This window comes from Streptomyces sp. NPDC002640, assembly GCF_053592575.1.
On the sequence record NZ_JBSFVZ010000008.1, the window covers coordinates 62,041 to 74,896 of the forward strand.

General features: G+C 73.4%; 12 protein-coding genes, 1 pseudogene and 1 riboswitch. Of the genes and pseudogenes, 3 read left to right on the forward strand and 10 right to left on the reverse strand.

Translation table 11 applies throughout. The annotated features are described in order from the left end of the window. Window positions 1-4: 4 nt before the first annotated feature. Genes ACWD3O_RS12955 through ACWD3O_RS12970 form a run of 4 tightly spaced genes read right to left on the reverse strand, consistent with a single transcriptional unit; the run spans window position 5 to window position 4,413 of the window. Window positions 5-1,246 (reverse strand): MFS transporter, encoded by a 1,242-nt coding sequence (locus ACWD3O_RS12955; protein WP_451415876.1) that lies wholly within the window; start codon window positions 1,244-1,246, stop codon window positions 5-7. Then, window positions 1,239-2,492: an ATP-grasp domain-containing protein gene (locus ACWD3O_RS12960; RefSeq protein ID WP_451413110.1), complete on the reverse strand. Its 1,254-nt coding sequence runs from the start codon at window positions 2,490-2,492 to the stop codon at window positions 1,239-1,241. Before ACWD3O_RS12960 ends, ACWD3O_RS12955 begins: the two co-directional genes overlap by 8 nt. Continuing rightward, window positions 2,489-3,511 (reverse strand): cysteine synthase family protein, encoded by a 1,023-nt coding sequence (locus ACWD3O_RS12965; protein ID WP_451415877.1) that lies wholly within the window; start codon window positions 3,509-3,511, stop codon window positions 2,489-2,491. The genes ACWD3O_RS12960 and ACWD3O_RS12965 overlap by 4 nt, the downstream gene beginning before the upstream one ends. After that, a complete protein-coding gene (locus ACWD3O_RS12970; protein WP_451415878.1) occupies window positions 3,508-4,413 on the reverse strand; it encodes a GHMP family kinase ATP-binding protein in 906 nt (301 codons plus the stop codon). Before ACWD3O_RS12970 ends, ACWD3O_RS12965 begins: the two co-directional genes overlap by 4 nt. Before the next feature lie 203 nt (window positions 4,414-4,616). Beyond that, window positions 4,617-4,856: riboswitch (cobalamin riboswitch) on the reverse strand. Window positions 4,857-5,074: 218 nt separating this feature from the next. Here ACWD3O_RS12970 and ACWD3O_RS12975 point away from each other — a divergent pair. Both ACWD3O_RS12975 and ACWD3O_RS12980 read left to right on the forward strand, forming a co-directional pair. Next, window positions 5,075-6,070, forward strand: a complete 996-nt coding sequence (locus ACWD3O_RS12975; protein WP_451415879.1) for a ferric reductase-like transmembrane domain-containing protein — start codon at window positions 5,075-5,077, stop codon at window positions 6,068-6,070. A 135-nt stretch (window positions 6,071-6,205) separates the two neighbouring features. After that, the gene (locus ACWD3O_RS12980; RefSeq protein ID WP_451415880.1) at window positions 6,206-6,829 is read left to right on the forward strand and encodes a TMEM175 family protein; all 624 of its coding nucleotides are present in this window, start codon (window positions 6,206-6,208) and stop codon (window positions 6,827-6,829) included. 65 nt (window positions 6,830-6,894) lie between these two features. On the opposite strand, the gene ACWD3O_RS12985 is transcribed toward ACWD3O_RS12980, so the two are convergent. From ACWD3O_RS12985 to ACWD3O_RS13005, 5 genes are all read right to left on the reverse strand, one after another. Further along, a complete protein-coding gene (locus ACWD3O_RS12985) occupies window positions 6,895-7,479 on the reverse strand; it encodes a hypothetical protein (RefSeq protein WP_451415881.1) in 585 nt (194 codons plus the stop codon). A gap of 128 nt (window positions 7,480-7,607) precedes the next feature. Continuing rightward, window positions 7,608-8,552 (reverse strand): class A beta-lactamase, encoded by a 945-nt coding sequence (gene bla / locus ACWD3O_RS12990; protein ID WP_451415882.1) that lies wholly within the window; start codon window positions 8,550-8,552, stop codon window positions 7,608-7,610. Window positions 8,553-8,679: 127 nt separating this feature from the next. Then, on the reverse strand, window positions 8,680-9,159 hold the full coding sequence (locus tag ACWD3O_RS12995) for a hypothetical protein (RefSeq protein ID WP_451415883.1): 480 nt from the start codon (window positions 9,157-9,159) through the stop codon (window positions 8,680-8,682). After that, window positions 9,152-9,748 (reverse strand): GNAT family N-acetyltransferase, encoded by a 597-nt coding sequence (locus ACWD3O_RS13000; RefSeq protein ID WP_451415884.1) that lies wholly within the window; start codon window positions 9,746-9,748, stop codon window positions 9,152-9,154. Before ACWD3O_RS13000 ends, ACWD3O_RS12995 begins: the two co-directional genes overlap by 8 nt. 68 nt (window positions 9,749-9,816) lie before the next feature. Further along, on the reverse strand, window positions 9,817-10,404 hold the full coding sequence (locus tag ACWD3O_RS13005) for a CGNR zinc finger domain-containing protein (protein ID WP_451413101.1): 588 nt from the start codon (window positions 10,402-10,404) through the stop codon (window positions 9,817-9,819). 38 nt (window positions 10,405-10,442) lie between these two features. Between ACWD3O_RS13005 and ACWD3O_RS13010 the strand changes: the two are divergent. Then, window positions 10,443-11,627 (forward strand): annotated as a pseudogene (locus tag ACWD3O_RS13010) (MFS transporter); the annotation flags it as partial. 98 nt (window positions 11,628-11,725) lie between these two features. Here the strand turns inward: ACWD3O_RS13010 and ACWD3O_RS13015 are convergent. Next, entirely contained in the window at window positions 11,726-12,823 is a 1,098-nt protein-coding gene (locus ACWD3O_RS13015; RefSeq protein ID WP_451415885.1) for a hypothetical protein, read from the reverse strand. Window positions 12,824-12,856 lie beyond the last annotated feature (33 nt).

Here is a 12,856-nt window from a genome sequence, read left to right on the forward strand (position 1 = left end):
GGTCTCAGTGCTCCTTCGTGTCGGTCGTGTCTGTCCGTCGTGAGGTGGGGTGTTCCGTCGTCCGGCCGCGCACGGCCAGCAGCACCGGAGGCAGCAGCAGGCACTGGGCTGCGGCCAGCAGCCAGAACCGCCCCGTGTCCCCGGAGTCGGCGGTGAGGCTGTACATCTGGCCGCCGAGCACTCCGCTCGCGCACGCCCCGAGCCCCGCGGCGAGCCGTTGCTGGCCGAAGACCACGGCGTCCGACCGCGGGCTGCGGCGCAGTGCCTCCAGGTCGTTCTTGAGGAACAGGACGATGTCGCCCAGGGTGATCAGCGCTCCGCCCGCCAGCAGCGCCGGCCGGGTGCCGATCGCCAGGACGGCCAGTCCGGCTCCCAGACCGGTGAAGCCGGCCGTGAGGGCCGCGGGGTACGACATGCGCCCGATCGCGTCCGACGCGAGCGGCTGGACGACGATGACCAGGGCGAAGCAGAGCAGCAGGACCAGACTGTAGAAGGTGCTGGAGGCCCGCTCGACGGCGTACACCGCCAGGTAGTGCTGGAAGTGGAAGTAGAGGTAGAAGGCGATCGCGTTGGCGGCGAAGGGCAGGAGTGCCACCCCGGCCAGCAGACCGCCGCGCCCGGCCGTCCCCGGGTCCGCCGCCCTTCCCCCGGGCGCGACCGGGAGCCGCAGGTGGCCCGCGGTGACCAGGACGAAGAGGGCGGTGACGGCGGTGAAGAGCCAGCCGGGGGAGGACAGGACGAACGGTCCGGCCACCAGTGGCCCCACGGCCATGCCGGCGTTGAGGGCCGCGTTGCCCGCCGACAGGAAGGCCGGCCGGAACCCGTCGTCCACGCCGTGCACCAGGTAGGCCTTGTTGGCGGGCAGGTACAGAGCCGCGCCGCAGCAGGTGAGGACCAGTGCTCCGACCGCCAGCGGCGGCCAGCGCAGCGCCAGCAGGAGGCCGAGGAACCCGGCCGTGCGGATGAGCAGTGCCCACACCATCGTGCGGCGCAGTCCGATCCGGTCCGCCAGGGCCCCGCCCAGGATCCCCCCGGAGAACTGCACCAGGGACGCCGCCGCCAGCACGACGCCCACCGTGCCGAGCCCCATGCCGAGCCGCTCGTGCAGGAACACCGACATGAACGGCAGGACCATGAAACTGCCGAGCGGGATGAGGAACGAGCTGAGCAGCAGGAACCGCAGCGGGCCGTCGAGCAGGGCCGGCACGGCCCGCAGCCGCACGGCTCCGGGCGTCGCCTCACCCACCGGACGTCTCGCGGCCGGTGCCCTCCCCCGGCGGCGACGGCTCGGTGAGCACGGTCAGGGCGTTCGCCGCGGCCACCGCGTGGTGGGTGGCCAGTTCGGCGGTCTCGGCCTCCGCGTAGACGATGCCGGCGTAGCCGCGACTGTCGCCCAGGTGCTCGATCGTGTCGCCGGCCGACTTGACCGGATACCAGGCAGGAGTGCCCGGCATGTCTCCCAGCCGCTCCAGCCCGTCGACGCCGGTGAACACCCCGGGCTCGGCCGGGTAGCCCAGGACGAAGGCGACGGCCGGGCCTCCGGGCAGGTCGGCGTCCATCAGTCCGGGACGGCGGCCTAGCGCGGCCTCGGCCATGGCCTCGTACACGTTGACGCCGAGCGCCCGGCACATGCCCTCCCCGACGAGAGCACCTCCGATCCGGGGATTGACCTCGACGACTTCCGGGCCGCCGGTCGTCAGGACGAACTCCACGTGGGCGAAACGGTCGGTGTAGCCGATGGCCGCGAGCACCCGGTCCAGCCACCGCTCCAGCTCGGCGCGCCGCGCCTCGGGGAAGGCGACGGGGAACGCGGTGATCTCCTCCCGGAAGTGCGGTTCCGGTGACATCAGCCGGCTGGAGACGCCCAGCAGCCGGGTCCGGCCCGCCCAGGTGATGGTCTCGGCGCTGTACACCGGCCCGCTGAAGTACGGCTCGGCGAACAACCGCCCTTTCAGCTCCCGCCCGGCCGACTCGCCCAGGGCCGCGTCCAGCTCCCACTCGGACCGCGCCAGCCAGACGTTCTGGCTCCCGGTGCCCGCCGTGTCCTTGAGGACGGCGGGCAGGCCGACCTCCTTCAGCAGCAGCTCGCGTTGCCCCGTGCCGGTGACCTCCACGGCGCGTCCGCGCGTCAGCCCCGCGCCGTGCAGGCGGTTGCGGACGGCCGCCTTGTCCCGCGTCAGCCTCAGCACGGCCGGATCGAGCCCCGGCAGACCGAGGCGTTCCGCGAGATCCGCGCCCACCAGCGTCCAGGTGTCGGTCGAGCTGATCAGGCCGCGCAGCCCAGCCGTCCGGTGCAGCAGGTCCGCCACTGCCTCCACGTCGAAGGTGTCCGTCTCCACGACGTCGAGGGCGTCGTCCGGCAGCCGCCGCAGCTCGTACGTGTAGTAGGAGCGGTCCCTGGTGAGCAGGAGCAGGCGCTCGCCGAGTGCGTCGGCCGCGCGCACCAGGTGCCCGAGGCCGAAGGTGAGTGCTTCGAGACAGGCGATGGTCATGCCGCCCGCTCCTTCCGTCGTGTCGGGCCGGCGGTGCGCCGCCAGGCCGCCGTGGACCACGGCATGGACATCTCCTCGGGGCCGGACACCTCGGCCGGTTTCAGCGCCGAGGGATCCAGTGCTTCCGCGTGCCGGGCGAACACCCGGTCGACATAGCGGTGTCCGGTGTCGGCTCCGATCACCAGGTGTAATCGGTCGGGATGGCGGCGGGTCTCGTAGGTGGCGGCCAGGTATCCGGCGCCGGTGGACAGCCCGGCGAACACGGCATGGTCGCGCAGCAGGGCGATCGTGCCGGACATGGCGTGGGTGAAGTCCAGCCAGTGGACGGCGTCGTAGAGGTGGTGGCGAACGTTGTCGAAGACGATCGACGACCCGATACCGGCGATGATCGCCTCCGGGTCGTCGTGGTCCTGGCTGCCGAAGGTGACGCTGCCGAAGGGCTGGACACCCACCAGCCGCACCGAGGGGTCCGTGGCACGCAGGCGTTCCACGATGCCTCCTGTCGACGCCCCCGATCCCACGCCGCCGACGACGGTCAGCCGGGTGTCCGGGAACGCGGTCGTGACGCGGTCGGCGACCTCCTGGTACCCGAGGTAGTGGACGTCGTCGTGGTACTGGCGCATCCAGTGCCGGTCCGGGTGGGCGGCCAGGATCTCCTTCACCCGCGCCACCCGTAACTCCTGGTCCAGTTTGAGGTTCTGCGAGGGTCTGACCTGTTCCACGGTGGCGCCGAGGATCTCCAGCTGGGCCCGGGTGGTGGTGTCCACCGTGGTCGACGCGACGATGTGGCAGCGCATCCCGTAGCGGTGGCAGGCCAGTGCCAGGGCGTAGGCGTAGATGCCGCTGGAGCTGTCGACCAAGGTCTGCCCCGGGCGGATCGTGCCCCGCTCCAGGAGATGACGGACGGCGGCCAGCGCCGAGTAGATCTTCATGGACTCGAACCGGATCAGGACGAGGCCGTCGGACAGACGGACCAGGTCGGGGATCTTCAGGGCGTCCGCGATGTGGGGGTGGATCATCCGTAACCTCCTTGGGCGAAGGAACACTGATGGCCTTGTGAGCGGAAGAACGCGGAGACGTCCGCCTTGACGTCGGGGCCGGGGCGGCCGCGGAAGAGGTAGCCGATCACCCGGCCCGTGTGGGCGACGAAGACGCCGTCGGCACCGAACCGTTCGCGGCGGGCGAGCAGGGCGTCGAAGGTCGTCTTGGGCAGCACCTCCTGGGAGAGGACGGCGCTGGTGGTGGCGGCGCGGGCGATGACGACGGGGTCGCGTGAGGCGAACCCCTTGAGGAGATCGGCCAGGCACCGCTCGTACTCCTCGCCCCGCCTGCGGTAGTGCGCCACGAGTTCGGCGGTGACGGCGGAGGTGTCCACCGTCCCGGGCTCGGTGATGTAGGCGGTGTGGAACCCGAGGTCCGTGCCCAGCCGCTTCACCACGCGATGCCGGCCGCTCAGGTGAAGGGCGAACTCGTCGAGGAAGACGCTGTCGGACCGTTCGATCGCCGACAGGATGCCGAGGACGACGTCCAGGTCGTAGGGCAGCCCGAAGACCCGGAACAGGCAACGCAGGGTCGCCACGATGTCGGCGGTCGAACTCGCCATTCCCACGCCGACCGTCAGTTCCGAGTGGGCGCTCCAGCGGCCCGGCGGCAGCGTGAGCCCGAAGTGCCGCAGGAAGAGGCCGACCGCCGCGGCGGACTTCTCCCCGACGGGCAACGTGCTCGACGGTTCCGCCCCGGGGGTGAAGTGCACCCAGGAGTGCCGGTCCACGGGAAAGGACACCACGGCGATGTCCGGCTCGCCACCCGCCCGCAGCGGGCCCTGGTACAGCTCGCCCAGGGTGCCGTGGCAGACTCCGGACACCATGGCTGCGGGCGTGTGCCCGGGCAGGGGGTGCTCCTCGGCGGATGTCAGCACCATGCGGTCCGCCCCGTCGCACGGCGGAGCGCCCCGCATCCCCCGGGGCCCACGACGGATCGCACGGTCACGGACACGTCCTCCTTCGTGGTCCCGGACTGCTGAGCGGGACAGGGCAGGAGGCGCGGCACAACCCGTGCCGTACGCTGTACGGCCGTCCGTACCGCCAACCCGGTCCACGAGGTCACCGTGTACAACCCGCACGCCAGGTGCGGGCGCAGTGGCAGGTCTTCGGACTCGTGGGCCGGCCCTCCGGAGGTCCGGCGAAGCGCCTGCGGGCCGTCGGTTCCCCGGCTCTCGTCCCTGAGAGGCCCGGTGCTGCCGACGGCTGTCGCTCCCACTCACCGCTGCGGGACAGTCCCGGGTTCGCACCGGGTTCCCTCTTGCGTCGCGCCGCCCGACGCCTGACCGGGCAGGAGGCGCGAACCGACTGCAGGCATCAGGTTAGGGGGGCACGATCCGCGGCGGCAGTGGCGCGTGACTGGTTGTCCGAATGCCGTCGGCGGCCATGAGCGCTCCACAGCCATAGGAGGGCCCGGCCGGTCATCCGGAGTCACACTGGCCGAATGACGCCTCGGTGAAGCACACCCGCCTCGATCACACTGGTGACGCCCACCACACCCGCACACCGAGCATCGGTGTCCCGCGCTCACCGGAGGTCCAGATGTCGCCCACGACGCCGTCGGGAGACGACGGCACGACCGCCCTGCCCGTCCGTGAGGGACCCGCGGCCGGCCGGGTCACCCTGCGCACCGACCTGCGGGCCGCGGTGCCCGACGCGACGGCGGCGGTCCTGGTCACGGCCGCCGTCTTCGTGTTCCTGTGGGCGCGGATGGGCTCCGGCGAGTCGGCGACGGTCGCGATCATGCCGTTCATGGACGACCCGGCCACGTACTGGATGTACCTGCTCAGCCAGGCCTTCGGGTGGTCGGGACTGCTGTGGGCCTGGGGCACGGTCATGCTCGGCCTGCTGCTGTCGGGGCCGAGACCCGGCCGATTACCCGTCTCCCGCCAGGTCCTGGAGCGCTGGCACCGCACCACGAGCCTGACGACGATGGCTCTGATGTTCGCGCACGCGCTGATGTTCGCGGCCGAACTCGTCCGCTACGAGACCGAGTTGACGTGGCTGAAGCGGCTGTGGACCGGTTTCGCCGACTCCTTCGTGCCCGGCTGGTACGACTCCGGGACCGGGCAGATCGCCATCCCCATCGGCCAGGCGGCCCTGTATCTGGCCGTGCCGCTGGGCCTGCTCTTCTACGTCCGCAACCGCATCGGCGCCACCACCTGGCGGCGGCTGCACCGCTTCGTGATCGTCGTGTACGTGCTGAGCGTGTGGCACACGCTGCTGTACGGCACCAACGTCTGGTACGGCGAGTGGCCCCGCACGGTGCTGTGGCTGCTGCAACTCCCCGTCGCCGTGCTGCTGCTGGTGCGGTTGCTGAGACCCGCCCGCCGCGCGGAGCGACTGGGCGCCCCGGGGCGGGGTGCGGGCGGTCCGGGGGGCTCACTGCCGGGGTGGACGCTGCGGGCGGCGGGCAGGGTTCTCGCCGGGGCCGTGGTCGTCGGCATCCTCGTCGTGGTCGTCTCCGGTCATGACGGAGGCAGGGAGCGGCCGGCCGAGGCTCCGGCGAGCAGCCCGCACGAGAAGGAGACGGAGTGATCCGGTCGGCCACCGCAGGGCTATCGCCCGCCGCGTCCCCCGGCACCCCCTGATCCGGAGTCCGGTCCACGACACGCGGGCGGCCGGTGGCGGTGGTGCCGGGGGACGGCACGCGGGTGGTGCTACCACGGGAGCATGGATACGGGCCACGGGCACACAGCCGCCGCTCCGGAGCAGAAGTACCTGCCGAAGCACCGGGTTCTCGCGTTGACCGACGGCGTGGTGGCCATCGCCATGACGCTGCTGGTGCTCGACATCGACGTGCCCGACGGGCTACGGGGGCGGGCCCTGTCGGACGCGCTCGGCGACGTGCAGGGCCAGGTCGGGACGTTCCTGTTGAGCGCCGCCGTGATCGCCCTGTTCTGGCGGGCCCACCACTCGGTGCTGCGCGAGGCGGAGTGGATCAACGGCACCCTCTTCTGGTGCAACGTCGCCTTCCTGGCGCTGATCTCCCTGATCCCCTTCCCGACGAGGGTGCTGGCCGACTACGGCGACCGTCCCCTCGGCCCCGGCCTGTACGGCGTGGTCATCGGCACGGCCGCCCTGGTGCTGTACGTGATGGCCGTGCGCATCGCCCGGGAACCGGGGCGGCGGAAGCCCTTCCCGCCCTTTCCCGCGCAGGCGTGCGTCTTCCTCCTCTCCGTGGTGATCGCCCAGTTCTCCCCCGTGGCGGCCCTCTACAGCTGGATCGCCGCCGTGCCCCTCTCCGTGCTGGCCCACCGGCACGCCACCCGCACCGCCCGGGCCACCCAGCCGTGACGGTGCCGTTGTTCCGGGTCGCGGCGCCGCTCCCGGCCGGCGGTGTCCGGCCCTGACGTACGGACTCACGCGGTCCGGCGCTCCAGCTCCGCGCGGTACAGCTCCTCCGCGACGTCCTCCGGTGCGGGGTCCGCGACCGCCTCGGCGAGGTCCGCCCAGGACCTCGCCGACACGGGTATCCCCAGCCGCGCGAGTTCCTCCGCGACCTCGGCGAACAGGTCGTCGTCCTCGTAGGCGATCTCGCCCAGGAATGCCTCGGAGAGCGTCCGCCCGGCCTGCACCAGGGAGGAAGCCTCGGTGTCGACCATGACGACCGGCGCGGGCGCGTCCTGCCGCTGTCGCGGGTGCGTCCAGTAGCCGAAGCAGAGGCCGTCCTCGTGCACGGCGACGACCTTCAGGAACTCCGTCATCCGCTCGAACGCCGCGCAGGTCGCCATGATGTCGGGGTCCTGGCGGTCCTGCTCGGTGAGGTAGCTGTGGTCCGTCAGCATGTGCCGCTCACCGGGCTCCAGCACCGTGATGCCGTACCGCTGGAAGGGGTGGCCGCTCCCCTCCCACTGGGCGGTCGCCAGGATCCGCAGGTCCTCCGGCACCGCGGACCCGCCCAGCCGCTCCCGCGAGAACGCCGCCAGCCGCTCGTCCAGCACCATCGCCCCTCCCCTGTGTCCGAGTCCGCCCCGACCTGGTTCGGCCCGGTGTCCACGAGGTTAGCCCTCGCCTCCGACAGACGAGGCCGGGGCCGGGGCTGGGGCGGAGCGTCGTCGGTGCCGGCGGGCGGCTACGACAGTTCGTCGACGACCACGGCGGCCGCTTCCGCGATCAGGCGGTCGTCGTGGTCGGCGTCCTCCGCCCGGCGGTTCGACATGATCGCCACGACGATGGGCGCGTCGCCGGGGGGCCACACCACGGCGATGTCGTTCCGGGTGCCGTAGGTGCTGCCCGCTCCGCTCCGGTCGCCGACGACCCAGCCCTCGGGCACCCCGGCCCTGATGAGTTCCGTACCGGTGGTGCTCGCCCTCAGCCACCGGACGAGCTGTGCGCGCTCCGCCTCGCCGAGGGCGTCCCCGAGGGCGTAGGCGCGCAGGTCCTTGGCGAGTGCCCGCGGCGTGCTGGTGTCGCGCGTGGCGCCGGGGGTCCACTCGTTGAGGTCCGGCTCGTACCGCTCGGTGCGTGTCACGTCGTCGCCGATCTCCTCGAGCGCGGCCTGCAGGCCGCGGGGGCCTCCGAGTTCGTCGAGGAGCAGGTTGGCCGCGGTGTTGTCGCTGACGCGGAGCGCGGCGTCGCAGAGGTCGCGCAGGCTCATCCCGGTGCCGAGGTGCCGCTCGGTCACCGGGGAGTGCGCGACCAGGTCGCCGCGGGCGTAGGTGACCGTGCGGTCCAGGTCGCCGGGCGCGTGCTCGCGCAGCAGGGCTCCCGCGGCCAGCGCCTTGACGGTGGAGGCGTGGGGGAACCGCTCGTCGGCGTTGTGGGCGACCTCGCGCCCGGTTCCGGTGCCGACGGCGTGGACGCCCAGCCGCGCGTCGAACTCGCGCTCCAGCGCGGCGAACCGGGGGGACGAGTCCGCCTCGGGAGCGGCTGTCGGTTCCGCCTTGCCGGCCGTGGGCGGGGCGGCCGGCGGTTGCCCTTCGCCGCAGGCGGCCGGCGCGAGGAGGCCGAGCACGGCGAGCGGCGCGAGCACGGCGTTCCGGACGCGCCGGCGGATTCGTGCGGGCTTACCGTGCATGGGGCGGCCTCCGGAAGCGCCCGGCACGCGGGACGTGCGGCGAGCGGAGGACGGGGCGGCGGCGACCCGCACCCCGTCCGGGGGTGATGGTGGTCGTGATCATCCTTCCCGCCGGACGGTGACGTGGTCAAACACCCGCCGGTCGCGTGCTCCCTCCCCCGCGACGCGTGGCCGCGTTCCGGACGCGGCGGGTGCGGCCGTGTGCGGCGAGCAGCGCCAGGGCCTCCGGCGACGGTTGCACCCGCTCGCTCACGGCGGTGCGTTGGCACCAGTCGGAGGAAGTGGTCAGTTCCTCGGGCGTCCACGGTCCGCCGACCGCGATCGCCCTGAGCAGCGTCCACTCCTCCAGGCGGCGGGTGAGGAAGTGCCGGCCGGCCACGACGCCGGTCAGGGCGCGGACCCAGGCCGGGAAGGCCGGGTCGGCCAGCAGCCGAAGGGCCGTCCGGTCGACGTGGCGCAGCACCGCGCTCTGCGCCATGGTCGCGTCCTCGTCCCGCAGGACGGTCGTCACCGCCTCGGCCTCCTCCGGGTCGCCGACGGTCTCCAGGGCCTCCAGGGCCGCGAGGTGGCGCGCGAAGCGGCGGTGTTCCGGCGGCTCCTCAGACATGGTGGCGGGACCCGCTCCGTGGGCCGCGGTCGTGGGCGGCGGCCCATTCCTCGCGGGTGATCCGGTACTCGACCTCGCCGTGCTCGGAGCCCTCGACGGCCTCGGGCCAGTCCCCGGTGAAGTCGCGGAAGAAGGTGAGGCCGGACTTCTCCATGACGCGGCGCGAACGGGAGTTGACGGTCATGGTGTTGGCGGTGACGCGCCGCACGCCGAGTTCGGCGAAGCCCTTGCGGATCAGGGCCCGGGATCCCTCGGTGGCGTAACCCCGGCCCCAGGCGGCCTTGTTGAGCCGGTAGCCGAGTTCGACAACGGCGGCGTCGTGCTCGTCGAGCGGCCGGAACTCGAACCAGCCGAGGAAGGCGCCGGTGGCCTTCTCCTCGGCGGCCCAGTAGCCGCGCGTCCCCCAGCACGGGTAGTCGTGCAGGAGGCGCGGAAGGGTCCTGGTCCGGATCGCCTCGCGGCTGGTGGGGCGTCCTCCGTTGATGAAGCGCATGACCTCCGGGTCGCCGTCCAGGGCGAGCAGGTGGTCGGCGTCGGCGGGCGTGAAGGCGCGCAGGACGAGGCGGTCGGTCTCCAGGAAGTTCGGCATGCGGCGATCTTCGCGAGGGGACGGGCGGACCGCCACCAGGTTTCCGCCCGGTCGCCGCCGGCCGGCGGTTACGGGGTTCCGCCGGCCGCGCGGGCGCGGCGGTGGGCGGCGACGCGTTCCCGGGTAGCGCACCGGCGGGAGCAGTACCGGCGTTCGGGGCCGCTGCCCTGGCTGATGAAGACGTTGCCGCACCGGGAGGACGCGCAGACCGCGCCGGGCGGGCGCTGCCGGTCCCAGACAAGGACGGTCAGCGCCATGCAGGAGGAGGCGAGGAGCCACTCGTCCCAGGGGGCGTCGTCGTCGTGGTCGAGGTGGGGATGCCAGGGGGTGCCGCCGTGGTGCGACGTCAGGCGGAGCCGCCCGGTGTGGTCCCGCAGCAGGCGGTTGAGCACGGCCGCCGCGTCGTCGACGTGGTCGGCGGCGAACACCTGCCGGAGCGGTGCGGCGGCGGCGCGCATCGCCGCGACGTCGTCCGGCGTGAGGTCGAGGGGGTCGGCCTCACCGTACGCGCGGAGCACGTCGGCTACCTCGTCCGGGGTGGCACGCGCGTCGGCGAGGACGTTGACCAGGGCGGCGGTCCGGTGCGCCGTCGTCAGCACGGAGTGCCGGGTGGACCAGTCGTCACGGTGGGAGGACACGGACCGAAGGTAACGCATCTTGCCGAGTTTTGCGTCACCTCCGTAACGTCTCGGGGATGGAAAAGGGTTACGCACTCCGCGGGTACCTGGCCGGGGCGGGGACGGCGCGTGCCGGTGACGAGATGTCCGGGCCGGCGCTGCTGCTGGCGGGGTTCGCACTGACCGGCTCGGCCGTCGAGGCGTCCGCGCTGCTCGCGGGCGTCACGGTCGCCGCGGCCGTCGGGGGGCCGTTGCTCGGGGCGTCGCTCGACCGGGTGCCGCGGCCGGGACGCCTGCTGGCCGTGGCTCTCGGCCTGTACGCGGCGGGGCTGGTGGCGATCCTTCTGGGGCTGGGGCGGCTGCCCTTCGCTGCCACCGCGGTGATCGCCGTGTCGGCCGGGCTGCTGGGGCCGGCCCTGTCGGGCGGCTGGACCGCGCAGCTCCCGCGGGTGCTGCCGGCCGACCGGTTGCCCCGCGCGAACGCGCTGGACGCCATGACCTTCGACGTGGCCGCGCTCGCCGGTCCGGCCCTCGCCGGCGGGGTGACCGAGGCACTGGGCGCCCCTGCCGCGGTGGTCGTCGCCGCGGCGCTGATCGCGCTGGCGGCGCCCGCCGCGTGGACGCTGCCGGCGCGTACCGTCCAATCGCCTGCCGCCCGACCGCGTGCCGCCCAATCGCCTGCCGCCCGACCCCGTGCCGTCCGGGCGACCTCTCTGGTCCGCGACCTGGCCGCGGGGCTGCGGGTCGTCGTGGGCCGGCCCGCGCTGGCCCGGGCGACCCTCACCTCGGTGGGATCCTGCGCGGCCCAGGGCATGGTGGTGGCGTGCGTCCCCCTGCTGGGTGAACGCGTCCTGGGCGGGGCGGGCCGCGGGGCACTGCTGCTCTCCTGTGCGGCGGCGTCCGCCCTGGTGGCCAACGCGGTGCTCGCCCGCCACCCGCGCGCGGTCGCCCCCGACACGATCGTCTGGGCCTCCGCCTGCGTCCAGGCCGCCTCGGCGGCCGCCGCCGCGCTGTGGGCCCACCCCGTGGCACTGGTCCTGGCGATGGTCCTCGCGGGCCTCGGCGAGGGGCCGCAGCTGACCGCCCTCTTCGCCGTCCGCCACCGGGAGGCGCCGGAGCACCTGCGCGGCCAGATCTTCACCACCGGCGCCAGCCTGAAGCTGACCGGCTTCGCCCTGGGCGCGGCGGTCGCCGGACCGGTGGCGGCCTGGTCCCTCGCGGGCGCCCTGACCCTCGCCGCGGTCGTCGCCGCCCTCGCCGCGGCATCGTTCTTCGCGATACCCCGGCGAGCGCCCCGCGGGGCGGGGGCTCGTGACGCCCGGGCCCCGCCACGGCGATCGGATGTCCGACGACATCGGCGTCAGACGGCGACCGCCTCCGCCATCTCCTCCTCGGCGTCCCGCTCCGCGGCCGTCGGCAGGGGTGCGGGCCGGGCGGACCGGCGCGCCCACCGTTCGGCCCGGTCGGCCGCCGCGAGGGCGACGAGGCCCACGCCCAGCCAGAGGACCAGCGAGACGATCCTGCCGGCCAGGCCGGGGCCGGAGGGGAAGTACAGCAGGCTGCGGACACCCTCGACGAAGCCCGCCCCGTTCCAGAAGGTGTGGAGTGCCCCGAAGAAGCCGTTCTGCAGTTCGGGGCGGAAGATGCCGCCCGACGTCGTGAAGTTGAGCATCACGAACAGCGTCATCATCGCGAGCGTGGTCCACCGCTTGAGGAACGTGTGCAGGCCGACGCCGATCGCGATGATGCCGGCCGAGTAGAGCCACGCCATCCCCCACACGGCGGCGAGGTCGTGCTCGACGATGTGGAAGACCGGGGCCGCCAGGACGATGCCGATGACGCTGACCACCAGCGAGGTGGCGAGCCCGATCGCGGCCCGGGTCCACAGCCGCAGGGCGGCGCTGGCCGCGCCGATGGCGGCGACGCTGGCGTAGGAGCCGATGCTGATCGTCACCAGGACGAAGAAGAGGCCCTGCCCGGTGGGGTCCCCCTCGGGGGTGGGCGCCACGTCGGTGACGGTGAGCACCGCGTGCCGCTCGGCCGCCACCGCCCGGAAGACGGTCTCGGCGACGGTGGCCGTGGTGTCGGAGTTGGCCTTGGCGACCAGCAGTTCCGGGTGCATCCCGGACGGCACGTAGGCGGCGGCGAGGTCCCGGTCCAGCAGGCGGTCCACGGCGTGGGCGCGCGTCGGGACGGTCCTGACGTCGAGGCCGTCCCCGGCCTTGTCCTCCAGGGTCTGCGCCAGGACCTGCGCAGGGGCGCCGGTCCCGACGACCGCGACCTCCATCCCGTGCGGCGCGGGGGCGTGGAAGGCGCCGAGGTAGGCGAGACCCATCCCCAGGCACATCAGGAGCGGGGTCAGCAGGTGGAGCACGACGTGTCCGACGCTCTCGCGCAGACGGGGAGCCGCGTGAGCGGGCACTCCTCCCGGAGCGGCGGCGGCCGGGGAAGCGGTCATGGAGGGGACCAGCCCTTCGAGTGATTGGTAATT